Source organism: Nonomuraea sp. 10N515B (assembly GCF_052245915.1).
Classification (GTDB): Bacteria; Actinomycetota; Actinomycetes; order Streptosporangiales; family Streptosporangiaceae; genus Nonomuraea.
The window spans coordinates 43,936-67,678 of record NZ_JBQQBQ010000007.1 but is presented as its reverse complement, the minus strand read 5'-3'; the positions used below and the strand labels follow the sequence as shown (position 1 = coordinate 67,678).

Here is a 23,743-nt window from a genome sequence, read left to right as displayed (position 1 = left end):
CGTGATCGTCAGGTCGTCGCCGGTACTGACGCCGCGCGGCAAGCGGACGCGGGCCGTGTTGCTGGAGGTGGGGCGTGCGGCGTTCGAGGAGCACGGATACGACGCCGTGCGGATCGACGACGTGTGCCGCCGCGCCGGAGTCTCGCACGGCTCCTTCTACACCTACTTCGGCTCCAAGGAAGCGCTGTTCGGCGAGGTGGCGGAGGCCGTGGTCGGGGAGATGTTCGCGGCCAGCGTCGTCGGGGACACGACCTCAGGCGACGCGTACGCGCGCATCGAGGCGGCCAACCGGCTCTATCTGCGGGCGTGGGCGGCGAACTCGCGGCTGGTCCGGATGGTGGAGCAGGCGGCCGTGGCCGAGGACAGGTTCGGCAGGTTACTGCTGGAGCTGCGCGAGGTGTTCGTGCGGCGCGGGGCGGACGGGCTGCGGCGGCTGCAGGAGCAGGGGCTGGCCGATCCGGCGCTGGATCCGAGGCTCACCGCCATCATGCTGGGCGGGATGGTGGAGCATTTCGCGCATGTCTGGCTTGATCTCGGCGAACAGGCTGACGAGGAGCTGGCCGTCGATCATCTGACGCGGCTGTGGGCCCAGGCCATCGGGTTGACGCGACCGTCAACTACGGAGGGCTCATGATCAGGAGCAGGATCGACCCGCACGGCGACGAATACCGGCAGCGGCGCGAGGCGATGTTGGCCAAGCTGGCCGAGCTCGACGCCGAGCACGCCAAGGCGGTGGCCGGGGGCGGGGAGACGTACGTCGAGCGGCACCGCAGGCGGGGCAAGCTGCCGGCCAGGGAGCGCATCGAGCTGCTCGTCGACCCGGACTCACCGTTCCTCGAGCTGTCGCCGCTGGCGGCCTGGGGCAGCGAGTTCCAGGTCGGAGCCGGGATGGTCGCCGGGATCGGGGTGATCGAAGGGGTCGAATGCGTGATCACGGCCAACGACCCCACGGTCCGCGGCGGGGCGTCGAATCCGTGGACGCTGAAGAAGTCGCTGCGGGCCGCGGACATCGCGCTGCAGAACCGCCTCCCCTACGTGAACCTGGTCGAGAGCGGCGGCGCGGATCTGCCGACGCAGAAGGAGATCTTCATCCCGGGCGGGCGCGTCTTCCGGGACCTGACGAGGCTGTCGGCCGCCGGGATCCCGACGCTCGCGCTGGTCTTCGGCAACTCCACGGCCGGCGGCGCGTACGTGCCCGGAATGAGCGACTACGTGGTGATGGTGCGGGATCGCGCAAAGGTGTTCCTGGGCGGCCCGCCGCTGGTCAAGATGGCGACCGGGGAGGAGTCCGACGACGAGTCGCTGGGCGGGGCGGAGATGCACGCCAGGGTCAGCGGGCTCGCCGACTACCTCGCCCAGGACGAGCACGACGCGCTCAGGATCGGGCGGCGCGTCATACGGTCGCTCAACTGGCGCAAGCAAGGACTCACCCCACTCCCCGTGCGGGATCCGGAATATCCGGCTGACGAGCTGCTGGGCATCGTGCCCGAGGACCTCAAGGTGCCGTTCGACCCGCGCGAGGTGATCGCCAGGGTGGTGGACGGGAGCGACTTCGAGGAGTTCAAGCCGCTGTACGGGGCCTCGCTGGTGACGGGATGGGCGCGGATCCACGGCTACCCGGTGGGCGTGCTGGCCAACGCGCGCGGCGTGTTGTTCAGCGAGGAGTCGCAGAAGGCCACCCAGTTCATCCAGTTGGCGAACCAGTCCCGCACCCCACTGCTCTTCCTGCAGAACACGACCGGCTACATGGTCGGCAAGGATTACGAGCAGGGCGGCATCATCAAGCACGGCGCCATGATGATCAACGCGGTCTCCAACTCGACCGTCCCGCACCTGACGATCGTGATGGGAGCCTCGTACGGCGCGGGCAACTACGGCATGTGCGGGCGCGCCTACGAGCCCCGCTTCCTGTTCAGCTGGCCGAGCGCCAAGTCGGCGGTGATGGGCCCGGCGCAGCTGGCGGGGGTGTTGTCCCTCGTGGGGCGGGCGTCAGCGCAGGCCAAGGGGCAGGTCTACGACGAGGAGGCCGACGCGGCGATGCGTGCCATGGTGGAGGCCCAGATCGAGGCGGAGTCGCTGCCGTTCTTCCTGTCGGGACGGCTCTACGACGACGGCGTGATCGATCCGCGCGACACGCGTACGGTGCTGGGCATGTGCCTGTCGGCGATCAACAGCGCCCCGGTCCCGGAGCCCAAGGGATTCGGGGTGTTCCGGCCATGATCACCCGTCTGCTCGTCGCGAACCGGGGCGAGATCGCCCGCCGCGTCTTCCGTACCTGCAGGTCGCTCGGCATCTCCACGGTCGCCGTCTTCGCCGACCCCGACGCGGACGCGCCGCACGTGGCCGAGGCCGACCTCGCGGTACGGCTGCGCGGCGCCCGCCCCGCCGACACCTACCTGGCCGCGGACCGCATTCTCGAGGCCTGCCGGGCGTCCGGGGCGGACGCGGTGCATCCCGGTTACGGCTTCCTGTCGGAGAACGCCGCGTTCGCGCAGGCGGTGCTGGCGGCGGGGCTGACCTGGGTGGGCCCGCCGCCCGCGGCCATCGAGGCCATGGGGACGAAGATCACGGCGAAGCGGCTGATGGAGGAGGCCGGGGTCCCGGTCCTGCCCTCGCTCGACCTGACCGCGCCCGCCGAGTTCCCGCTGCTGGTGAAGGCGTCGGCCGGTGGGGGCGGACGCGGCATGCGGATCGTACGGGAGGCCCGCGAGCTGGCGCGGGAGGTCGAGTCCGCGCGGCGGGAGGCGGAGTCGGCCTTCGGCGACCCGGCCGTGTTCGCCGAGCCGCTGCTGGAGCGGGCCAGGCACGTCGAGGTGCAGGTGCTGGCCGACACGCACGGGAGCGTGTGGGCGCTGGGCGAACGCGAGTGCAGCGTGCAGCGGCGGCACCAGAAGGTGGTCGAGGAGTGCCCCTCGCCGGGCATCTCGCCCGAGCTGCGGGAGCGGCTGTGCGAGGCCGCGGTCAGGGCGGCGCGCACGATCGGGTACGTCGGGGCCGGGACGGTGGAATTCCTGGTCAAGGGCGATCGGGTGGCGTTCCTGGAGATGAACACCAGGCTTCAGGTCGAGCATCCGGTCACCGAGCTGGTCTACGGTGTCGACCTCGTGCGGTTGCAGCTGGAGGTGGCCGAGGGCGCCGCGCTGCCGCCCGTGCCGCCCGATCCGTCCGGGCATGCCGTGGAGGTGCGGCTGTATGCGGAGGACGGAGAGTATCTGCCGCAGTCGGGGGTGTTGCGGCGGTTCGAGATCGGCGGGGACGTGCGGGTGGATTCGGGGGTCGAGTCGGGATCGGTCGTCTCGCCGTACTACGACCCGATGCTGGCCAAGGTGATCGCGCACGGCTCGTCCCGGGCGGCGGCGGTGCGGAAGCTGGTGGCGGCGCTGCGGGGAGCGCGGCTGCACGGCCTCACCACCAATCGCGATTTGTTGCTGAAAATCCTGACAAATCCCGCTTTCGTGGCCGGTGACACCCACACCGGCTTCCTGGCTCCCGGTGGTCCCGTCGGTTGTGACGCCCTGGCTCCCGGCGGTCCCGTCGGCGCTGACGCCGCTGAGCCGGCCGACGAGTTGCCCGCGCTGGCCGCCGCCCTCGCCCTGGCCGCCGCGAACCGCCGCCGCGCCGGCGTGCTGGCCGGCCTGCCGAGCGGCTGGCGCAACGTTCGTTCCCAGCCCCGCAGGGCGGGCTTCGCCGGAACAGAGGTCGTCTACGACCCGCTGCCCGGCGGCGTCGTCACGATCAGCGCCGAGCCGCACCGGGTGGTCCTGGAACGCGACGGCGTCCGGCACACGTTCGAGATCGCCCAGTACGACGAGGGCGGCACCGTCTACGTGGATCATCCCGGCGGCCACGCCGAGCTGACCCCGGTGCCGCGCCTGCCCGAGCCCGTCGAGCGCGTCGCGCCGGGATCCCTGCTGGCCCCGATGCCGGGCAGCGTGCTCAGAGTCGAGGTGGCGGCCGGCGACCGCGTGACGAAGGGCCAGTCGGTGCTGGTGCTGGAGGCGATGAAGATGGAGCATCGGATCGCCGCCCCGGCCGACGGCGTGGTCTCCGGCGTGCACGTCGAGAAGGGACAGCAGGTCGACGCGGGCGCCGTACTGGCGATCATTCAGGAGGGGGACCAATGACGAGCCTCGTGCGCAAGGACCTGGCGGACGGCGTCGCCACCGTCACGCTGGACTCGCCGCACAACCGCAACGCCCTGTCCGCACGCCTGCTCGCCGACCTCATGGAGGGGCTCACCTGGGCGGTGGCCGAGCCCGCGGCCAGGGTGGTCGTGCTGACCGCCACCGGGACCGTGTTCTGCTCGGGCGCCGATCTGAAGGAGCAGAAGGGGGCGGGCGCACCGGTGACGGCGTCGCTCCCGGAGATCTTCACGCTGCTCTGGGAGAGCCCGAAGCCGGTCGTCTGCCGGCTGAACGGCACCGCCCGGGCAGGCGGCTTGGGGCTGGTGGCCTCCTGCGACTTCGCGATCGCGCCGCTGACGGCGTCGTTCGCGTTCACGGAGGTACGCCTCGGCGTCGTGCCCGCCATGATCTCCGTACCGGTGCTCAGGCGGCTCGATGCCCGGGCGGCCGCTGAATACTTCCTGACCGGCGAGGTGTTCGACGCCGCCAGGGCCGCCGAGATCGGGTTGCTGTCACGGGCCGTGCCGGAGGAGCAGCTGGACGCGACCGTCGCGCACTACGCCGAGCTGCTGATCAAGGGCGGACCGGAGGCGCTGGCGATCACCAAGCGGCTGGTCAGGGAGGTGCCTCAGCTGTCGTTCGCGGACGGGCTGCGACGCATGGCGGAGCTGTCCGCCGAGCGGTTCACCTCGGAGGAGGGCCAGGAGGGCATCGCCGCGTTCTGGGACAAACGCCCGCCGAAGTGGGCGTCCCCGTGACGCTGCGGATCGCGAACTGCAGCGGGTTCTACGGCGACCGGCTCTCGGCGGCGCGGGAGATGGTCGAGGGCGGGCCTATCGACGTGCTGACCGGGGACTGGCTGGCCGAGCTGACCATGCTCATCCTGGCGGGCAACCGGCTCAAGGGCCGTCCCGGCTACGCGCCCACCTTCCTGCGGCAGCTGGAGGACGTCCTCGGCCCTTGCCTCGACCGAGGCATCAAGATCGTCTCGAACGCGGGCGGCCTGGACCCGGCGGGGTGCGCCGAGGCCGTGCATGAGCTGGCCGCCCGGCTCGGCCTGGCCCCCAGGGTCGCGCACGTCACCGGCGACGACCTCACCGGCCGGCCGCTCGACCTGGTCAACGCCGACACCGATGAGCGGCTCGACGCGACCCCGCTGACCGCGAACGCGTACCTGGGCGGGCGCCCCATCGCGGCCGCATTGTCGGCGGGGGCGGACGTGGTGGTGACCGGCAGGGTGACGGACGCGGCGCTGGTCACCGGGCCGGGCATGTGGCGGTACGGCTGGGGTCCCGGCGATCTGGACGCGCTGGCCGGCTCGGTGGTCGCCGGGCACGTCATCGAGTGCGGCTGTCAGGCGACCGGGGGCAACTACGCGTTCTTCCAACGGGTGCCCGACCTGGCTCACTGCGGCTTCCCGATCGCCGAGCTGCGGGCCGACGGATCGGCCGTGATCACCAAGCATCCGGGCACGGGTGGCCTGGTCTCGATCGGCACGGTGACCGCGCAGCTCGTCTACGAGATCGGCGGCCCGCGTTATCCCGGTCCGGATGTGGTGGCGAGGTTCGACACGATCACGTTGTCCGAGGACGGGCCGGACCGGGTGCTCGTGTCCGGGGTCCGGGGGGAGGCGCCGCCGGACACGCTCAAGGTCGCGGTCAACTACCTGGCCGGCTACCGCAACACGATGACGCTCGTGCTGACGGGGCTGGACGTGGAGGCGAAGGCCAGGGTCGCGGAGGAGGCGATCTGGGCGCGGATCCCGCGTGAGTCGTTCGACCAGGTGGACGTGACGCTGACCGACGGCGGGCTGCTGCGGATCACGGTCATGGACGCCGACCGGCGCACGGCCGGCCGGGCCTTCTCCTCGGCCGTGGTGGAGACGGGGCTGTCCAGCTATCCGGGCTTCTACGGGCTGACGCCGCCGGGCGACGCATCGCCGTACGGCGTGTACTGGCCGGTCCTCGTCCCGGCCGCCGAGGTCCGGCCTCGGGTGTTCATGAACGGCGACGAGCTGACCCTCGCTGACGCGGCCTCCCACACCGCGACGGCCGCGGAGCCGCTCCCGGCCCCCGCGCGGCGCGACGTGACGTCCAGGGTCGAGGGTCCCGTGGTGCGGGCGCCGCTGGGGCGGGTCGCCGGCGCTCGGTCGGGCGACAAAGGCGGCAACGCGAACCTGGGGGTCTGGGCGGACACCGCCGACCGGTACGGCTGGCTGGCCGGCCATCTCACGATCGCCACGCTCAAGAAACTGCTCCCGGCCCTGACCCCGTACCGGATCGAGCGTTTCGAGCTGCCGAACATCCTGGCGCTCAACTTCGTCGTCCACGGCCTGCTGGGCCGGGGCGTGGCGGCGAGCCCGCGGATGGACCCGCAGGCCAAGGCCCTGGGCGAGGAACTACGCGCCCAGCTCACCGATATCCCCGCCGTGCTCCTGCCCGGCCCCTGAGGGCCGGGTCGCCCCGCCCGGCCGGCCTGTGTTCAGCGAGCGACCGTGCGTTGCGCCCGCCACCCCAGCAGCCCCGCCCCCAGCAGGCCGGCCTGCACGCCGAGCCGGGAGGCGCGCACGTCCGGAGCGGGACGGAAGGCGAGGCGCTCGGCCAGGCGGGCCCGTACCGGCTCCAGCAGGACCTCACCCGCCTGCGACAGGCCGCCGCCGATGACGACGAGTGCCGGATCCAGCAGCAGCGTGTACGTGGCCAGCGCCAGGGCGAGCGCCTCGACCGCCTCCCGCCATACCTCGGCCGCTGCCTCGTCCCCCTGCCGCATCCTGCGGAGAACGTGCTCGGCCGACGGCTCGCCGCATCGCGCCGCGATGGCCCCGGCCGATGCGTAGGCCGCCAGGCAGCCTCGCTGCCCGCACCCGCACGGCAGCCCGTCCGGCCGGACCGGGATATGCCCGATCTGCCCCGCCCATCCGCCCGCGCCCCCGTACGGGGAGCCCGACAGGACGACCGCGCCCGCGATGCCCGTGCCGATGGGCAGGAACAACACATCCCTGCCGCCCACTCCGTAGACCAGCTCGGCCTCCCCCGCGGCCCGCACGTCATGCCCCAGCACCACGGGCAGGTCGACGTCCGTGAACGCGGAGACCGGAACGTCTCGCCACCCGAACGCCGCAGAGAAGACCGCGTGCGTGGCCGTGACGAGCCCCGGCACCGCCAGCCCCACGGCCACCGGCCGCATCCCGACCCGCGGACTGGAAAGGTCGCCGACGAAGGCCGAGATGGCGGCGATCACCCGCTCCGCCCCCTCCACGCGGGGCGTGGGCCGGCGCTCGGCGTAGAGGATCGTCCCATCACGGGCGACAAGTCCACCTTTCATGGTGGTCCCGCCGACATCGACCGCCGCAACGCATTCCATCCCGCCCTCCAACAATCACTTTGAGATCAGCATCCCCCATAGAGAAAGATGTCCCCTATGACCCCTCGCCGTCTCACTCTCGACGACCTGGACGACTGCACGCGTCTGGCCAAGGACCGCGGCTGGCTGCCCGAACAGCACAAGTGGCGCCTGCTGCTCGAGGTCGGCGAGCCGTACGGCATCGACGCGCCGGACGGCGACGGCTTGGCCGCGACGAACATCCTGACCTCCTACGGCGACGACCACGCCGTGATCAGCATGGTGCTCACGGCTTCCAGGTTCGGCATGAGGCGCGGCCTGGGCCGCCGCCTCATGGAGCACGTGCTGGAGCGGGCCGGGGACCGGACGGTCTCCCTCTACGCCACCGAGTACGGCCGCCCGCTCTACGAACGACTCGGCTTCCGCGTCGTCGGCACGGCGGGCAAGCACGCGGGCCACTTCAGCGGCGAGCCCTCCGGCCGGACGCGCCCGGCCACCTCGGACGACCTCGGCACGATCCTGGCACTGGACGCCGAGGCGTTGGGCACGGACAGGTCCGCGGTGTTGCGCCGCATGTTCACCTTCGGCGAGGAGGTCAGGATCGCCGACGGCGGTTTCGGTCACCGCTGGCGCAACGACGACAACACGGTCATCGGCCCCGTCGTGGCGCGGGACGAGGAGACCGCGCGGGCGCTCATCGGTGACCTGGCTTTGGGGGCGGAGGGCGAGGTGCGGATGGACTTCGACCTCACCCACGAGTCCGTGATCAGGTGGGCGGCCGAGCACGGCGTCACCAGTTCGTGGCAGGTCTCGCGCATGGTGCGTGGCAGCGGCCTGCCCGGCGATCCCGCCCGCCAGTTTCTGCCGTTCATGCAGGCCCTGGGTTGACCGGGGCGCGGCGCCTTCGTAGGGTCACCACCAGAATATCGTTCTGTCCGGAAGTCGGCCGGTCGGCGGCGGCTCGGCGGCTTTGTGCATGCGCGAACTGGCCTTCGAGGGGCGGTACATGACCTCCACCCACATCGACGTCGGCGCCATCGACTTCGACGCGCTCGGCGCGTGGATGGACGGCCAAGGGTTGCCTGGGGGCCCGATCACGGGTGTGGCGCCGGTCCTGGGCGGCACACAGAACGTCATGGTGCGGCTCGAACGCGGCGGCCGCCCGTACATCCTGCGCCGCCCGCCCCTGCACGCCCGGCAGAAGAGCAACGAGGTGCTGCGCCGCGAGGCGCGGCTGCTGACGGCGCTGCGTGACACGCCGGTCCCCGCGCCCGTGCTGGTGGCCGCGCAGACGGCGCGGGAGCCGGTCTTCTACCTGATGGAGCCGGTCGACGGGTTCAACCCGTCGGTGGGGCTTCCCGAGCCGCACGCGTCCGACCCGGCGATCAGGCACCGGATGGGGCTCGAGGCCGCCGCCGCGCTGGCCGAGCTGGGGCGGGTCGATCCGGGGGTGCTGCCGGGGTTCGGCCGGCCCGACGGTTTCCTGGAGCGGCAGGTGCCGCGCTGGCTCAAGGAGCTCGACTCCTACGGCGACCTCGACGGCTACCCCGGCCCCGACATCCCCGGCCTGCGCGAGACCGCCGACTGGCTGACCCGCCACCTGCCCCGATCGTTCACGCCCGGCATCATGCACGGCGACTTCCACTTCGCGAACCTCATGTTCGCCTGCGACGGCCCCCGCGTGGCCGCGATCGTGGACTGGGAGATGTGCACGATCGGCGACCCGCTGCTCGACCTGGGCTGGCTGCTGGCCACCTGGCCCGTCAACAACGGGCACGTGCCCGGGCTGCCGTCGCCGCAGGAGCTCGTCGCCTACTACGCGGCGCTGTCCGAGCGCGACCTGTCGGCGATCGACTGGTACGCGGTCATGGCCTGCTTCAAGCTCGGCATCGTGCTGGAGGGCACGCACGCCCGGGCGTTCGCCGGCAAGGCGCCCAAGGACATCGGCGACCTGCTGCACGCGACGACGCTGGAGTTGTTCGAGCGGGCGCGGGAGTTCAGGGACGGCGTTCTCGGCTGACCGTATATCGCAATTTTCGGAAAGCACGATCATCCCTCCTCTCCGAGACGTACAATTGCGCGCAATTGCACTGATATTTCGGGGAAGGATCGTCATGCGCATGCGGTTTCTCGGCTCCACCTCGGAGGCGGGCGCCTGTCCCACCCTGTACGAGACCGACCGCGGCACCATCGTCATACAAGGACTCGAGGTCACCGACGCGGAGGCGCTCGCGGACCTCCGCGACGTCCTCGACGGCGAGACCGCGGTCGAGGTCCCCCGCGAACTCATCACCGAAATCGCCCGCCGGGTCCTGCCCGACGGCGCGGCAACCGCTTTCCCGACCAGCGGAGAAACACCCACGGCAACCGGTTGATCACAATTGCGGCGGGCACTGGCATGATCGACGCAATCGGGACTAGCCTCTTGCGGCGTGACCTCGTTTCAGCAGGCGCGCATCGACCTCGGCGGTCAGCTACGGCAGCTGCGCGAGGCCGTCCACCTGTCGGGCAAAGAGCTGGCCGAGCGGCTGCGCTGGCAGCCGTCCAAGGTCTCACGGCTGGAGAACGCCCGGCAGACGCCTACCGAGGATGACGTGGTCGCGTGGGCGCAGGCGGTCAGCGCCACGCCCGACACGACCGACGAGCTGATCAGGCAGGTCATCGCCCTGGCGGAGCGGCACGACAGCTGGAAGCAGCGCTACCGCAGCGGCCTGGCCGCCATTCAGGAGGACATGCGGGACCTCGAGGCCCGGACCAAACTGTTCCGGGCCTTCGAGCCCGGCATCGTCGTGGGCCTGCTCCAGACCGCCGAATACGCCAGGCACGTCTTCCGCAAGGTCAAGCGCCTCTACAGCGCCGCCGACCAGATCGACGCGGCGGTGCGGGTGCGCATGCAGCGCCAGGAGATCCTGTACGACCGGAGCAGGACCTTCAGGTTCGTGGTGCCGGAGTCTGCGCTGCACACCACGCTGGCCCCGGCGGACGTCATGCGCGGCCAGCTTGATCGATTGCTCGCGGTCAGCACATTGCCGAACGTCGAGTTCGGCGTGATCCCCTTCGGCACCGAGCTGCCGTCCGCGCCGATCAACGGGTTCTGGATCTACAACGACGCCATGGTAGGCGTGGCCACCATGACGAAAGACCTGGTCCTACGCGATCCCGATGACATCGCCTTCTACGTCAACGCGTTCGACGCCTATGCGAAAGTGGCCGAGTTCGATGAGGGCGGGAGGGAGGTTCTGATCCGCATTCTTCACGCTTACCGTAAACAAGGCCCACATTAACTGCCGCAATTGCTTGCCTCCCACCGCAAGATCGTGCAATTCTGGCGCGAGACGATGCGGAGGTGACACATGATGCTTGATACCGCGCTCAGCCTCGAGCGGTTCGCCTGGCACGCAGGTCGTCACGCCGACCTGTCCGTCCAGACCCTGGCGCTGTCGAGCGACCCGGCCTACGTATCGGTCCGCAACCGCTTCTCGGCCACGCTCGCGGAGACCGTGACGTGTTCGGACGAGGGGGCGTTCATTACGTCGTGGGGTTACCGCTTGGGCACGACCGACGACGTGGAATCCGCCGCCGCCCGCCTCGCCTTCCTCCTCGCGGCCCTGCCCGCCTGACGTCGGCTGTTGAGAAGAGCGGGCCCGTGGCACAGACGGGCCCGCTCTTCGGCATGGGGATGCGTTAGTTGAGGTCGGCCTTGTCGATGTCGGGCCGGTCGATGTCGAGCTTGCGCTGGATGGCGACGAGGATCTGCATCATCTCCGTCTGATTACCCTGCATCGCGGTGACCTTGGTGTCGAGGTTGTCGACCTTGGTGTCGAGGTTGTCGACCTTGTCCTCGACCCGGGCGACCCGCTCGTCGAGCATGTCGACCTTGTCCTCGACCCGGGCGACCCGCTCGTCGAGCATGTCGACCTTGACCTCGACCCTGGTAACCCGCTCGTCGAGCCTGGCGACCTTGGTGTCGAGCTTGTCGACCTTGTCTTCGACCCGAGTGACCCGCTCATCGAGCACGGTCACCTTCCCGTCGAGGGTCTTGACGCGGCTGGCCACGCCGTTGATCCGCTCGGTGAGGTCCTGTGCCAACTCGGCGTGGTCTGCGCGCACCTGGATGAAGTCGTTGTCGAGGGAGGTGAAGAGTGCGCAGCCCATTTCCTTGTAACCCAAGATGATCTCCCATAGGTTGGGGGGAGGGACCGGGGATACGAGTCATCTCCGGTCCCGTCGACTGCGTCGAGAATACTCCGCTGATCGTCGGCAGGAAACGAATCCGAAAAAAGTTTCTCCAGGTCAGAGGGCTAATCGCGGCACTAAATCCGGACCCATCCGCCTATATCGGGGCGAAAATAATTGGGGCGCCGACCGCGCGGCGCCCCTTGTGTAATTACGTCGTGCAGTCGTATAGACCGTCCTGCCCATCCACCGCTGTGCAGTTCTCCTGCACCCAACTCGTCACCTCGGCGTTCCCCCGGCCACCGGGCCCACCCTGATCACCACCCGCCATGACATAACGGAGCTGTCCCGACGACACGAGCTCCTTGAGCCGCTCCACCGTCATGGCCGGATCGCTGCCCGTGAAGCCGCCCATGGCGATCACGGGCTTGCCGGTGGACAAGATCAGCGACGACGCCTGCTGTGCGCTGCTCACCGCGACCAGCCACGTGGCCTTGCCTTGGTTGGCGACGAGGTATTTGGCGACGGTGTCGCTCACCCCGCCCCCAGGCCCACCTCGCATGGAAGCACCGGTAGGCCGCTGCGTGGTCCCGTCCTGTCCGGGCGGGCGGCCGGGGAACTGACCGCCGCCGGGCATGCCACCCGCCCGCCCGAAGCCGCCCGTCGCCGGCCCGGCCGTCGGGTTGGTCCCGTTCACCTGCGACTGCAGCGGCGTCACCGCGTACGCGGCCGGCCCCGCCAGCCCGGCGATCACGGTGGCCGCCAGCGCGATCGCCGCCACCTTGACCGTGACCTGCGCCCGCATCCGGGCCAGGACGAGCACCACCACGGCCACCAGGGTCGCCCCGAGCACGACCCAGGCCAGCCACGGCGCCCAGTCCGGCGTACGACGCAGCACCGTGAACGACCAGCCACCGGTCACGGCCACCGCGAGCGGCAGCACCCACGCCCAGGCCCGGGACCGCCGGTACGCCCGCCACATGACGATCACGCCCATCCCGCTCAGCGCGGCCACGGCAGGCGCCATGGCGGTCGTGTAGTACGGATGGAAGGTGCCGCTGGAGAAGCTGAACACCACGTAGTGGACGACGAGCCAGCCGCCCCACACCAGCCACGCCGCCCCCGAGGGCGCGTCCTCGGACGGCATGCGCCGCACCCGCATCACGACCGCGAACGCGAGCGCCGCCACGCAGAACGGCAGCAGCCAGGAGATCTGCCCGGCCATGATGTCGTTGAACAGCCGCCCGGCCCCGGACTCCCCGCCGAAGCCGGCACCGCCGCCGCCCCCGCCGCCGCCCCCGCCCTGGCCGAAGATCCGGCCGAGGCCGTTGTAGCCGATGACCAGGTCCCAGACGGAGTTGTCGGTCGAGCCGCCGATGTAGGGCCGCGACTCGGCCGGCCACAGGTCCACGATGACCATCCACCAGACGCTGGACACCAGCAGCACCGCGCCCGCGGTCAGCAGATGCCCCACGCGCTTGAGCCACGACACCCGGGCGCACGCCAGGTACGCCACGCCGAACGCCGGCACCACCAGGTACGCCTGCAACATCTTGGCGTTGAACGCCAGCCCCACGAACAAGGCGGCGAACAGCAGCGACCGCAGCCGCCCGGTCCGCAGCGACTCCAGGCAGAACCAGGCGGCCAGCACCAGCAGCAGCACGAGCACCGTGTCGGGGTTGTTGTCCCGGTTGATCGCCACAGTGATCGGCGTGAGCGTCATGACGACGGCCGCGACCAGCGCGGCCACGTGTCCCGCCCGTACCCCCGCCGGCGGGAAGGCCCGCCGCACGGCGGAGTGGACCAGCCCGACGGCCGCCACGCCGGCCAGGGCCTGCGGGATCAGCATGCTCCACGTGCTGTAGCCGAAGATCCGCGCCGACAGCCCCATGACCCACAGGGCCAGCGGCGGCTTGTCCACGGTGATGAAGGACCCGGCGTCGAGCGCGCCGAAGAAGAACGCCTTCCAGCTCTGGGTCCCCGAGACGATGGCGGCGGCGTAGTAAGCGTTGGCGTTGCCGCTCAGCGCCCAGGTGTAGAGCACGGACGCGGTCGCCAGCACCGCCCACAACGCGGGTCGCGACCAGCGAGGATCTCCCTCGGCGCCCAGGAACAGGCGGGCGGGCAGGGAACGGCTCTCGGCGGCCCGGTGCGCGGGCCGCAGCGCGGTGGCGGTCATCGTACGGTCCTCCGCTTCGGGTTGAAGACCCACACGCGCAGGAGCAGGAAGCGCACGAGCGTGGCGGCGGCGTTCGCGACGATGACCGCGAGCAGCTCCACCCCGTGCGAGACCCCGTCAGGCAGCAGCGACAGGCTGCCCGACGTGAGCGCCAGCCCGACCAGGAAGGCGATCAGCCCTTCGAACTGGTGCCGCATCGCCCCGGCCGAGCCGGTGACGCCGAAGGTGAAGCGCCGGTTGGCGGCAGTGTTGGCCACGGCCGTGACCAGCAGCGCTACCGCGTTGGCGGCCAGCGGCGATACCAGCTGCCGCAGCAGCGAGTACAGCGCCAGGTACGCCAGCGTGCTGACCACCCCGACGATCGCGAACCTGGGCAGTTGCCTGGCCATCCCCTTCGGCAGCTCGGCCCGCTGCACCCGCGTGGGCACGGGGATGCGCGCGGCCCCGGACAGCGTCCTGCGCGCCACCCGGGCCACGCCACGCAGGTCGTCGAGGGCGGTCCGGAGGACGTCGACCCGGCTGTCCGGATCGTCCACCCAGTCCACGGGCACCTCGTGGATGCGCAGCCCGTGGCGCTCGGCCAGCAGCAGCAGCTCGGTGTCGAAGAACCACTCCTCGTCCTCGACACCGGGCAGCAGGGCCTGGGCGATCTCCGTACGGACGGCCTTGAAGCCGCACTGCGCGTCCGAGAACCCGGCCCCCATCACCGAGCGGAGCAGCAGGTTGTACGAGCGGGAGATGAACTCGCGCTTGGGGCCGCGTTCGACCCGCGACGCGCGTGCCAGCCGGGTGCCGATGGCCAGGTCGCTGTGGCCCGACAGCAGCGGCGCCACAAGCGGCAGGAACGCGTCCAGATCGGTGGACAGGTCCACGTCCATGTAGCTGACGACGTCGGCGTCGCTCTGCGACCAGACCCGCCGCAGGGCCCGCCCGCGGCCCTTCTCCTCGAGGTGCACGACCCGCACGTGCGGGAGCTCCCCCGCCAGCTCGGCGGCGATCTGCCAGGTGTTGTCGGTGCTGGCGTTGTCCGCGATGGTGATCCGGAACCCGTAGGGGAAGTTCCCGGTCAGGTAGGCGTGCAGACGGGTGACGCTCGCGCGCAACGCCCGCTGCTCGTTGTAGACCGGGACGACCACCTCGACCAGGCGCGTCTTTATTGCTGTCGTGTGCATGCATCCAGCACACGGTTCACGCCTTTAACGCGACTTATCCGACTCTGAGGTACGGATGAGAGTTCCGGAGGATTCCAGCGTCTCCGATTCCGAGCCTCGGCTGAGAGTTCCCGGGAGATCCATCGTCGCGATCGCCCCGCCGCCCGGCGCGTTCGCCAGGCTGACCTTGCCGCCGGCCTCCTGGACGGACTGGGCGACGATCGCCAGCCCGAGCCCGGATCCGGGCAGGCCACGGGCGGAGGGTGAGCGCCAGAACCGCTCGAAGACGTGCGGCAGCTCCTCCTCGGGCAGTCCCGGGCCGTGGTCGCGCACGGTGAGCCTGCCGCCCTTCAGCGACACCTCGACCTGGCTGTCGGGGCTGAACTTGGCGGCGTTGTCGATGAGGTTGAGCACGGCGCGTTCGAGCGAGGCGGCGCTGCCGACGACGTACCAAGGGGTGAGGTCCGTGACGACCTCGGCACCGCGCAGCCTGGCCCGTTCCACGGCCGCCGTCACCACCTCATGGAAGGGCAGCTCGACGTGCGGCTCGTGCTCGGTGTCACCCCTGGCCAGCTGGAGCAGGTCGGCGACCAGCGTCGTCAGCTCGGCGAACTGCGCCTTCACGTTGACCAGCAGGCGCCGCTTGGCGTCGGGGTCGAGGCTGCGGCCGGTCTGCTCGCTGCGCAGCAGCAGGTCGATGTTGGTACGGAGGGTCGTCAGGGGTGTGCGCAGCTCATGCCCGGCGTCGGCGACCAGCTGTTTCTGTCGTTCGCGAGAACCGGCGAGCGCGGTGGTCATGGCGTTGAAGGAGGAGCTGAGCCGGGCGATCTCGTCGTTGCCCTTGACGGGGATGCGCGTGTCGAGGTCCTCGGTCTGCGCGATGTGCTCGACGGCGCGGGTGAGCCGTCCCACGGGACGCAGGGCCGTGCGGGCGATGAGCAGGCCGGCGGTGGCCGCGCCCAGCACGCCGAGCGCGGAGACGAAACCGAGCAGCATCGCGACATTGCGCAGGGTGTCCTGCAGGTGACCGATCGGCCGGGCGTCCATGACCGCCATGCCCGGGCCGACGTGGATGGTGACGATGCGCATGGGGGTGCCGTCCTCGGCGACCCCGTTGTGCATGTGAGGCCTGCCGTCCTCCCGCGCGATCCGGATATCGTCCGGCGTGACCTTCAGCGCCACGCCGTAGTAGCAAGTGGGGCGGCCGTCGCTGTAGATGATCTGGGTCGACTGCGGCGGGCCGTAAGGGCCGGCGGGCGCGGGGTCCGGCCCGCATTTCTCCATCAGCCAGGGCAGGCTGTTGCTGGCCTTCGGCTTCAGTTCCCGTTCCACCTGGTCGTAGAGCTGCTTGCGCACGATCATGAAGCATGCGCCCGCGCTGATCGCGATGGCCAGTGCGACCGCGGCCGCGACCAGGAAGGTGAGCCGGGTACGCAGGCTGCGCCAGATCACGGCGACGTCCGGAGCACATAACCCACCCCGCGCACCGTGTGGATCACCCGTGGCTCACCCTCGGCCTCGGTCTTGCGCCGCAGATACATCACGTACACGTCGAGTGAGTTGGACGTCGGCTCGAAGTCGAACCCCCACACCTCGCTCAGGATCTGATCCCGCGTCAGCACCTGACGCGGATGTGCCAGGAACAGCTCCATCAGCAGGTATTCGGTCCTGGTCAGGTCGAGCCGGCGCGCTCCCCGGGTGACCTCCCTGGTCGCCGGGTCCATGCGCAGGTCGCCGTACGACAGCGTGCCGTCCTCCTCGGGACCCGTGCTGAGCGCGCCGCGCCGCAGCAGGGCGCGGACCCGGGCCAGCAGTTCGTCCAGCTCGAACGGCTTGACCAGGTAGTCGTCGGCGCCGGCGTCCAGCCCGGACACGCGGTCGCCGACCGCGTCGCGGGCCGTGAGCATGAGGACGGGGATGTGGTTGCCCGAGCCGCGCAGCCTTCGGCACGCGGTCAGCCCGTCGAGGCGGGGCATCATGACGTCGAGCAGCACGGCGTCATAGGACTCGCGGGCGAGCTCGTCCAGCGCCGCCTGCCCGTCGTTGGCCGTGACGATCTTGTAGCCTTCAAACTCCAGGCTCGACTGCAGCGCCTCGCGCAACGCGGGCTCGTCGTCCACCACCAGCAACCGTGCGGGCTCACTCATGGTGCAAACGCTAAGGGCTCATCATGAAAAGCTCATAAACGCGCTCACCCATGTTTCCTGAGGATCAGGACGTGAGGAGGGCCATCGCGGCGTTGTGGCCGCCGATGCCGCTCACGCCGCCGCCTCTGCGGGCGCCCGCGCCGCACATGAGGATACGCTCGTGCTCGGTCTCCACACCCCATCCACCCTGGCCTTCTTCGGCGTACGGCCAGCTCAGGTCGGTGTGGAAGATGTGGCCGCCGGGCAGCCCGGCCTCCCGTTCCAGGTCCACTGGGCTCTTGGCCTCCACGCACGGGGTGCCGTCGGGGGCTTGGAGCAGGCAGTCCTCGATGGGCTCGGCGAGGACGGAATTGATGGAGGCGAAGGTGGCGCGGAGAGCATCGTCACGCGCCTGATCGGGATTTTTCCGGAAAAGCCGGGCGGGCATGTGCAGCCCGAACAACGTCATCGTCTCCGCCCTCCCCCTCAACCCGGGCCCGAGGATCGACGGGTCGGTCAGCGAATGGCAGTAGACCTCGGCCGGCGGCAGCGCCGGGATCTCCCCTCGCGCCGCCTGCGCGTACGCCGTCGCCAACTGGTCGCGCCCCTCGTTGATGTGGAACGTCCCGCTGAAGGCCGCCCGCGGATCGACGGAGGTGTCCTTCAGCCTCGGCAGCCTGCTGAGGACCATGTTGACCTTCAGCTGCGCTCCTTCGGGCACCGCCTCCGGCCTGCCGAGCAGCCGGTCCAGAACTGCGGGCGGCAGGTTGACCAGCACATGCCCGCCGTTCACCGCGTGCTCGCCGTCCGCGTCCACGAACGCGACCTCACCGGACGGCGAGATCCCGATGATCTCCGCACCGGTCCTGATCTCGGCGCTCGCCCGCCGGGCCGCCGCCTCGAGCGCCCCGGATACCGCGCCCATGCCGCCGACGGGCACGTTCCACTCGCCGGTGCCGTCGCCGATCACGTGGTAGAGCAAACACCGGTTGGCCAGCAGATCGGTGGCCGGATCGGCGTACGTGCCGATGAGCGCGTCGGTGAGCACGACGCCGCGCACGGTGTCGTCGCCGAACCGCTCGTCGACGCTCTCGCCGATCGGCCGCTGGAACAGCTCACGCCACGCTTCGGCGCCGACCAGGCGCTCGATCTCGGCGGGGGTGCGCAGGGGTTCGAGCAGGGTGGGGGCCAGGGCCCGCGCCACCCGCGCGGTCATGGCGTAGAAGTCGTCCCAGGCCTTGTGATCGGCTCCGCCGCCGGTGACGGCCGCGAACGAGGCCGCCGTACGCGCCGCGTCCTCGTTGTCGACCAGCAGCCCGGTGTCGCCTGTGGGCGTGTACGAGGCGTAGCGGCGCCGCCGCAGCTCCAGGTCTAGCCCTAGATCGCGGACGATGCTCGAGGGCAGGAGGCTGACCAGGTAGGAGTAGCGCGACAGCCGCACGTCCACGCCGGGGAACGCCCGCGCCGAGATCGCCAGCCCGCCCGCGTGGTCCAGCCGCTCCAGCACCAGGACCCGCCGACCGGCCCCGGCCAGGTAGGCGGCCGCGACCAGCCCGTTGTGCCCGCCTCCTGCGACAATCACGTCATACGACCTCATCCCCGCACTTTAAAGCCCAAACCACGACCCTCGTCAACGCCGGGGGAGGGGTTTCTTGATCGGCTCGGGCTCGCGATGCGATGCTGCTCGGGACGGCACGTTCCAGGAAACATCACCTCACGGGGAACACCGAGGCTCGGCGACCGACGGATCCCGGGAAATGCCGTAAACTTCCACGTTCGCCCTGAGCAGGGCAAGGATCACGCGAGGAGCACGAAACCGACCATGCGCCGCACCACCGACTCCGTACTCCAGCCGTCCGACGAGGTGGCCGAGGCTCTGGCCAACGGCGCGCCCGTGGTCGCGCTGGAGTCCACGATCATCTCCCACGGACTGCCGCAGCCGCGCAACCTGGAGGTGGCACGTGAGCTGGAGGGAGTCGTCCGCGCCGCGGGAGCCGTGCCGGCCACGATCGCCGTGCTGGACGGCGTGCCCAGGATCGGCCTGACCGAGGTGGAGCTGGAGCGCATCGCGACCGAGTCCGGGCTGCGCAAGCTGGGCCAGCGGGACCTGCCCGTGGCGGCGGCGCTGAAGGCCAGCGGCGCGACCACCGTGTCGGCCACGTCGTTCCTGGCCGCGCGCGCCGGGATCCGGGTGTTCGCCACCGGCGGGCTCGGCGGCGTGCACCGTGGCTGGACCGAGGATCAGGACGAGTCCGCCGACCTCGACACGCTGGCCCGTACCCGCATCACGGTCGTGTGCGCGGGCGTGAAGTCCATCCTCGACGTGCCGGCGACGCTGCAGCGGCTGGAGACCAGGGGCGTGAGCGTGGTGGGCTACCGCACCGACACCTTCCCCGGTTTCTACCTGCACTCTTCCGGCCAGCCGATCGACTGGCGGATCGAGTCGCCCGAGGAGGCGGCGGAGATCATGCGCGGCCAGGACACGCTCGGCGGCCAGGAGACGGCGCTGATCGTCGCCAACCCGGTCCCCGAGGACCTGCAGCTCGACCCCGAGCTGCACGACCGCGTGCTGGCCGAGGCGCTGGCCGCCGCCGAGCGCGAGGGCGTCAAGGGTCAGGCGATCACCCCGTTCCTGCTGGGCTACCTGGTGAACGGCACCGGCGGCGCGTCCTTGGAGGCGAACCTGGCCGCCGTCCGCGGCAACACCGCCCTGGCCACCCGGATCGCCCTTGCCTGGGCGCGACGGTGACATCTGAGGCCGCTGTGACGGACCGCGGCCTGCTGGTCATCGGCGACGTGGTCACCGATGTGGTGGCGTTGCACGGTTCGCCGGTCATGTCGGGCACCGACACGGCCGCCGACATCGTGCTGCGCCCCGGCGGCTCCGGCGCGAACACCGCCGCCTGGGCCGCCTGCCTGGGCGCCGATACCCGCCTGCTGGCCAGGCTCGGCTACGACAGCAGCGACTGGCACACCGCCGAACTGGTCAAGGCCGGGGTGTGCCCCCACGTGAGGGTGGATCCCGGCCATCCCACCGCCGTGGTGATCGCGATGGTGGACAGAAGCGGCGAGCGTTCGATGCTCACCAACCGCGGCGCGGGCGGCCTGATCTCCGACGAGGACTGGGACCCCGCCCTGCTGGACGGCGTCGGCCGGCTCCATCTGTCCGGATACGTGTTCTTCACCGCGCCTGGTCTGCGCCTGGCCAGGGTCGCCATGGCGGACGCGGCGGCCGCGGGCGTGGCGATCAGCGTCGACCCGGCCTCGACGGGACCGCTGCGCGACTTCGGCGTTGAACGTTTCCTCTGCGAGAGCGCCGCTGCCGACCTGGTCATCCCCAACCTCGACGAAGCCCTTCTGCTCACCGGCGCGTCAACCGCGGAGCGCGCCGCCGTACTGCTGAGTGAGAGATATGGCACAGCGGTCGTGAAGCAGGGCGCCGAGGGCGCGCTGGCCGCTGTGGACGGCGCGATCGTGGCAACCGCCCCCGCCTTGCCCGCCGAGGTCGTAGACTCCACCGGAGCAGGTGACGCCTTCGCCGCGGGGTTTCTCACAGCAAGTTTGCAGGGGGTCGGCGAGCGGGGCGCTTTGGAGTCAGGTTGCCGTGCGGGTGCCGCATGTGTGGCCCAGGTGGGCGGCCGTCCACGGTACGGTTTGGACCTGAACCGTCTTTACCCTATTCACACTGATTGATAGCTTGCCGCGTAGGCTGCACCATTAGCCACATGCGTAACGGGCGCCACCACGCGGCTCACTGGGGAGGATAAGGTCCGCCGATGGAAGTCGAGTCATCGATCTGCCTGAGCGACCTAGTCCCTGCTCTGCGCTGGAGCCGACCACAGCAGGTGGCCGAGGCGCTGGGCGATCCGCGCCTGCCCGCGGGGTGGTGGTCCTCGCTCGCCCTGTCGAAGGCGCTCGGCATGGCGGGCCTCGACTGGATCTGCGAACGTCTCGCCAGGCTGGCCTTCTCTCGCTGGGACCACCTGCCGCTGATCGACCTGCTGCCCGCGCTGACGGTCCACCAGGTCGACCCGGCGTTGCCCGGCTGGCCCGAGGCCACCCGTACGGCGATCACCGGTCTCGGCGGCTGGCAGCGGCTGCGCCGCCTGTCCCCCAGCGACCTGAGCACCCCGTCCGCGACGCCCGAAGTCGTGATCGGCTCGATCTTCCGCGAGATCCTCGGCCGCATCCCCGTCCAGCGCCAGGCCGGACAGCCGGATCATCCGGAGGTGACGCGCCCGCTGCAGCGCGGCGCCACCCCCGCACAGGACGAGACCAGAAGGACGGGGCCGGAGCCCCAGACCGGCTCGTTCGCCGCCCAGAGTGGTCCGTTCGCCCCCGCCCAGGGTGGTTCCCCCGCGGCGCGGCCCGAAGGCCCCGCGCGGCAACCGCAAACCGCCGGCCCCTTCGCCGCCGCCCAGGGTGACGGCCCGCCGCAACGCCAGAACGCCGGCTTCCCCGGCCAGCCGCCGGAGCGTCCGGCGAGCTCCTTCCCTGCCGCGGACGCCGGCTCCCAGCACCAGACGGCGCCTCCATCGGACGGCGGGCGTCCGACCGGGTCCGTCCCCGCCCAGCAGGAGAGCGGCCCGCAGCGTCAGGCGGGGTCTTTCCCGGCGCAGCAGGAGAGCGGCCCACAGCGCCAGACCGGGTCCTTCCCGGCACAGCCGGAGAGCGGCCCACAGCGCCAGACCGGGTCCTTCCCCGCGCAGCCGCAGGGCGGCGGCAGCCCGCGCCAGGGCCAAGCCGGCGAGAGCGGCCTCCCCCAGCGCCCCGGTCAGCCCGAACGCCTCCCGCAGCGCCCCGCAGGCCCTCAACCCGGCCGCCAGGACACCGGCTCCCTGCCCCGCATCCCAACCTCGGGCGGGCCCGTTCCCGGCGGTCCGAGCACGGGGTCGTTCCCGGCCATCCCCGGCGGTCCGAGCACCGGGTCGTTCCCAGCCATCCCCGGCGGTCCGAGCACCGGGTCGTTCCCAGCCATCCCGGGCGGTCCGAGCACCGGATCGTTGCCCGCCGTCCCTGGGGAGGACGCCTCCAAGGGCGGCGCCCCGCGGACTCCCGCGTACCCGACGCCCGGCACGGCATCCGCCGGCCCCGTACCGTCCGACACCGACCACGCCATGGTGCGAGTGGTGGACAACCTGTTCCGCGGCCTGGACAAACTCGAGTTGGCGGTGGCCGTGCAGCGGCTGTTCGCCGAGGACCCGGTCAGCCTGCGCACGCTCGCACACAAGATGCTGGTCGAGCGGGATGCGCTCTCGCATGCCCAGCGCACCGCTGAGGAGCGTGTTCTGCACTGGCTGCGCTCGTCGGAGTCCGCCCCGGTCACGGGACACATGTTCCGCCTGACCGAGTGGCTCGGCGCCGCCGCCACGGAAGACCAGCTCATCGGCGCCGACCCGGCCCACCCGGTGACGGTGCCGTCGCTGCGTACCCCGCTGTGGCGGGTGCTGGTCACGCTCATGCCCGACCGGCGCCTCCAGGACGGCTGGCTGGTGGTGGGCGATATCCACGGCCTGCAGGCCCGTACGCGGCAACTCCTGGCCTCCAGCCCGCCCGACGCCGACGTCGTCGAGCTGATGGCGGAGCTGGGCATCCGCGCCCACTCGGCCCAGGCGTGGCTCGACGCCCTGCCTTCCGAGACCGCGACCGACCCGGTCGCCTCGTCCCCGTCGCCGGCCCAGCCTCTGCCTCGCCGCACCCCGGGCGTCAACGGCCACCACCACCGGGGTGGTCAGCCCATCCCACCCGCGACCACCGCTTCCATCGACCCGTCCGCCGCTCTGGCCACGCTGTCGGCGCTGTCGGGCGGCCGTTCCGGCATGTTGCCCGTGGCGGGCGCCCCGGCCACCCCGCCCCCGCCGCTGCCGAGCCCATCCTCGGACCCGCGCCGCTGGCAGCGCATAGAGGTCACCCCCGAGCACCTGCGCGGCGGCCCGGTACCGGTGCCCGAGGGCTACGCCGCGCAACTCGGCATGCGTCCCGGCACCCTGCTGTCGGTCACCGGTCCCGGCGACAACGCCATCGTCCTGGTCTGGCAAGGTCACCAGCCGGTCTTCGACTCGCTCCAGCCGGTGCTCATGCGGCTGAACGCGCGCCCGGGTGACCAGGTGTACGTCACGGTGGACGGCTATCGCCTGGAAGCCCAGCTGACCGCCTGAGCGCTCACCACGGCCATCGGGTCCGGTGCGCACGTAACGGCGCCCGGCCCCGTGCGGGGTCAGAGGGCGTTTTCCTGGAGGCCCCCGGCCACGTGCGGCGGTCCACGTGGCGAAGCCGTACAAGATGGGGGTGGAACGGAAAGCCCGCGTCTGGAGAGCGGCGGCCGCCGACGCGCGCCGTCGACCCCAGCGGCAACGGCGCGCAGCCGTGCCATGAGACGAGCCACAGCCCGGCACGACGCAGAAGCACCGAACCACGCCCCGCACGAAGCCACACCGCCGCGTGACGCAAGGTGCGAAATCGGACGCGCTGCCGAAGCGCGAGCAACGAGCGACGCAACGGCTGCACGGCCCGCACAAAGCCAAACCACCAAGCCAGCGGGAGTCCAGCGTGGGACCAACGCGGCCCAGCACGAGACGGCACGGGCCAGCACAACACGGGCCAGCACGGGCACGGACCAGCACGCGGGCCAGCACGGGCACGGAC

20 protein-coding genes are annotated in these 23,743 nt (G+C 71.1%); 13 read left to right on the top strand and 7 right to left on the bottom strand.

Annotated features, from left to right (window positions below; genetic code table 11):
* Position 1 precedes the first annotated feature (1 nt).
* The 5 genes from ACTWQA_RS12210 to ACTWQA_RS12190 are packed head-to-tail and all read left to right on the top strand — an operon-like array spanning position 2 to position 6,573.
* Positions 2-634 carry a TetR/AcrR family transcriptional regulator gene (locus tag ACTWQA_RS12210; protein WP_443159346.1) on the top strand — a complete coding sequence of 211 codons (633 nt, stop codon included), beginning with the start codon at positions 2-4 and terminating at the stop codon, positions 632-634.
* On the top strand, positions 631-2,220 hold the full coding sequence (locus tag ACTWQA_RS12205) for an acyl-CoA carboxylase subunit beta (RefSeq protein WP_443159345.1): 1,590 nt from the start codon (positions 631-633) through the stop codon (positions 2,218-2,220). The genes ACTWQA_RS12210 and ACTWQA_RS12205 overlap by 4 nt, the downstream gene beginning before the upstream one ends.
* Positions 2,217-4,124, top strand: coding sequence for an ATP-binding protein (locus ACTWQA_RS12200; protein WP_443159344.1), 1,908 nt, complete (start codon positions 2,217-2,219; stop codon positions 4,122-4,124). Before ACTWQA_RS12205 ends, ACTWQA_RS12200 begins: the two co-directional genes overlap by 4 nt.
* Positions 4,121-4,882 (top strand): enoyl-CoA hydratase-related protein, encoded by a 762-nt coding sequence (locus tag ACTWQA_RS12195; RefSeq protein ID WP_443159343.1) that lies wholly within the window; start codon positions 4,121-4,123, stop codon positions 4,880-4,882. Before ACTWQA_RS12200 ends, ACTWQA_RS12195 begins: the two co-directional genes overlap by 4 nt.
* Positions 4,879-6,573, top strand: a complete 1,695-nt coding sequence (locus ACTWQA_RS12190; protein WP_443159342.1) for an acyclic terpene utilization AtuA family protein — start codon at positions 4,879-4,881, stop codon at positions 6,571-6,573. The genes ACTWQA_RS12195 and ACTWQA_RS12190 overlap by 4 nt, the downstream gene beginning before the upstream one ends.
* 32 nt (positions 6,574-6,605) lie before the next feature.
* Here the strand turns inward: ACTWQA_RS12190 and ACTWQA_RS12185 are convergent, their stop codons facing one another.
* Positions 6,606-7,487 carry an ROK family protein gene (locus ACTWQA_RS12185; RefSeq protein WP_443159341.1) on the bottom strand — a complete coding sequence of 294 codons (882 nt, stop codon included), beginning with the start codon at positions 7,485-7,487 and terminating at the stop codon, positions 6,606-6,608.
* Positions 7,488-7,544: 57 nt separating this feature from the next.
* On the opposite strand from ACTWQA_RS12185, the gene ACTWQA_RS12180 reads away from it, so the two are divergent.
* The 5 genes from ACTWQA_RS12180 (at position 7,545) to ACTWQA_RS12160 (ending at position 11,086) form a co-directional block, all read left to right on the top strand.
* A complete protein-coding gene (locus ACTWQA_RS12180) occupies positions 7,545-8,354 on the top strand; it encodes a GNAT family N-acetyltransferase (RefSeq protein ID WP_443159340.1) in 810 nt (269 codons plus the stop codon).
* A gap of 118 nt (positions 8,355-8,472) precedes the next feature.
* Positions 8,473-9,486 (top strand): phosphotransferase family protein, encoded by a 1,014-nt coding sequence (locus ACTWQA_RS12175; RefSeq protein ID WP_443159339.1) that lies wholly within the window; start codon positions 8,473-8,475, stop codon positions 9,484-9,486.
* Positions 9,487-9,580: 94 nt separating this feature from the next.
* The gene (locus tag ACTWQA_RS12170; protein WP_305921854.1) at positions 9,581-9,841 is read left to right on the top strand and encodes a hypothetical protein; all 261 of its coding nucleotides are present in this window, start codon (positions 9,581-9,583) and stop codon (positions 9,839-9,841) included.
* Between the two features lie 57 nt (positions 9,842-9,898).
* On the top strand, positions 9,899-10,750 hold the full coding sequence (locus ACTWQA_RS12165) for a helix-turn-helix domain-containing protein (RefSeq protein WP_443159338.1): 852 nt from the start codon (positions 9,899-9,901) through the stop codon (positions 10,748-10,750).
* Positions 10,751-10,819: 69 nt separating this feature from the next.
* Entirely contained in the window at positions 10,820-11,086 is a 267-nt protein-coding gene (locus ACTWQA_RS12160; protein WP_305921852.1) for a hypothetical protein, read from the top strand.
* A 64-nt stretch (positions 11,087-11,150) separates the two neighbouring features.
* Here ACTWQA_RS12160 and ACTWQA_RS12155 read toward each other — a convergent pair whose 3' ends face one another.
* From ACTWQA_RS12155 to ACTWQA_RS12130, 6 genes are all read right to left on the bottom strand, one after another.
* Positions 11,151-11,636: a hypothetical protein gene (locus ACTWQA_RS12155; RefSeq protein WP_443159337.1), complete on the bottom strand. Its 486-nt coding sequence runs from the start codon at positions 11,634-11,636 to the stop codon at positions 11,151-11,153.
* A gap of 217 nt (positions 11,637-11,853) precedes the next feature.
* Positions 11,854-13,821: a glycosyltransferase family 39 protein gene (locus tag ACTWQA_RS12150; protein ID WP_443159336.1), complete on the bottom strand. Its 1,968-nt coding sequence runs from the start codon at positions 13,819-13,821 to the stop codon at positions 11,854-11,856.
* Positions 13,818-14,993 (bottom strand): glycosyltransferase, encoded by a 1,176-nt coding sequence (locus tag ACTWQA_RS12145; protein WP_443159335.1) that lies wholly within the window; start codon positions 14,991-14,993, stop codon positions 13,818-13,820. Before ACTWQA_RS12145 ends, ACTWQA_RS12150 begins: the two co-directional genes overlap by 4 nt.
* Positions 14,994-15,017: 24 nt before the next feature.
* Positions 15,018-16,424: a sensor histidine kinase gene (locus ACTWQA_RS12140; RefSeq protein ID WP_443159334.1), complete on the bottom strand. Its 1,407-nt coding sequence runs from the start codon at positions 16,422-16,424 to the stop codon at positions 15,018-15,020.
* Positions 16,421-17,119, bottom strand: a complete 699-nt coding sequence (locus ACTWQA_RS12135; protein ID WP_443159333.1) for a response regulator transcription factor — start codon at positions 17,117-17,119, stop codon at positions 16,421-16,423. Before ACTWQA_RS12135 ends, ACTWQA_RS12140 begins: the two co-directional genes overlap by 4 nt.
* Before the next feature lie 64 nt (positions 17,120-17,183).
* Positions 17,184-18,680 carry a phytoene desaturase family protein gene (locus tag ACTWQA_RS12130; protein WP_443159332.1) on the bottom strand — a complete coding sequence of 499 codons (1,497 nt, stop codon included), beginning with the start codon at positions 18,678-18,680 and terminating at the stop codon, positions 17,184-17,186.
* Between the two features lie 240 nt (positions 18,681-18,920).
* On the opposite strand from ACTWQA_RS12130, the gene ACTWQA_RS12125 reads away from it, so the two are divergent.
* The 3 genes from ACTWQA_RS12125 (at position 18,921) to ACTWQA_RS12115 (ending at position 23,256) form a co-directional block, all read left to right on the top strand.
* Positions 18,921-19,847 (top strand): pseudouridine-5'-phosphate glycosidase, encoded by a 927-nt coding sequence (locus tag ACTWQA_RS12125; protein WP_443159331.1) that lies wholly within the window; start codon positions 18,921-18,923, stop codon positions 19,845-19,847.
* Between the two features lie 14 nt (positions 19,848-19,861).
* Positions 19,862-20,791, top strand: coding sequence for a carbohydrate kinase family protein (locus ACTWQA_RS12120; RefSeq protein WP_443159330.1), 930 nt, complete (start codon positions 19,862-19,864; stop codon positions 20,789-20,791).
* Positions 20,792-20,874: 83 nt separating this feature from the next.
* Positions 20,875-23,256 (top strand): hypothetical protein, encoded by a 2,382-nt coding sequence (locus tag ACTWQA_RS12115; RefSeq protein WP_443159329.1) that lies wholly within the window; start codon positions 20,875-20,877, stop codon positions 23,254-23,256.
* Positions 23,257-23,743 lie beyond the last annotated feature (487 nt).

Coding starts and splice junctions, on each gene's coding strand:
- ACTWQA_RS12135 (WP_443159333.1), bottom strand. CDS start 17,119: ATGAGTGAGCCCGCACGGTTGCTGGTGGTGGACGACGAGCCCGCGTTG.
- ACTWQA_RS12145 (WP_443159335.1), bottom strand. CDS start 14,993: ATGCACACGACAGCAATAAAGACGCGCCTGGTCGAGGTGGTCGTCCCG.
- ACTWQA_RS12200 (WP_443159344.1), top strand. CDS start 2,217: ATGATCACCCGTCTGCTCGTCGCGAACCGGGGCGAGATCGCCCGCCGC.
- ACTWQA_RS12160 (WP_305921852.1), top strand. CDS start 10,820: ATGATGCTTGATACCGCGCTCAGCCTCGAGCGGTTCGCCTGGCACGCA.
- ACTWQA_RS12150 (WP_443159336.1), bottom strand. CDS start 13,821: ATGACCGCCACCGCGCTGCGGCCCGCGCACCGGGCCGCCGAGAGCCGT.
- ACTWQA_RS12175 (WP_443159339.1), top strand. CDS start 8,473: ATGACCTCCACCCACATCGACGTCGGCGCCATCGACTTCGACGCGCTC.
- ACTWQA_RS12180 (WP_443159340.1), top strand. CDS start 7,545: ATGACCCCTCGCCGTCTCACTCTCGACGACCTGGACGACTGCACGCGT.
- ACTWQA_RS12170 (WP_305921854.1), top strand. CDS start 9,581: ATGCGCATGCGGTTTCTCGGCTCCACCTCGGAGGCGGGCGCCTGTCCC.
- ACTWQA_RS12205 (WP_443159345.1), top strand. CDS start 631: ATGATCAGGAGCAGGATCGACCCGCACGGCGACGAATACCGGCAGCGG.
- ACTWQA_RS12125 (WP_443159331.1), top strand. CDS start 18,921: ATGCGCCGCACCACCGACTCCGTACTCCAGCCGTCCGACGAGGTGGCC.
- ACTWQA_RS12195 (WP_443159343.1), top strand. CDS start 4,121: ATGACGAGCCTCGTGCGCAAGGACCTGGCGGACGGCGTCGCCACCGTC.
- ACTWQA_RS12115 (WP_443159329.1), top strand. CDS start 20,875: ATGGAAGTCGAGTCATCGATCTGCCTGAGCGACCTAGTCCCTGCTCTG.
- ACTWQA_RS12185 (WP_443159341.1), bottom strand. CDS start 7,487: ATGGAATGCGTTGCGGCGGTCGATGTCGGCGGGACCACCATGAAAGGT.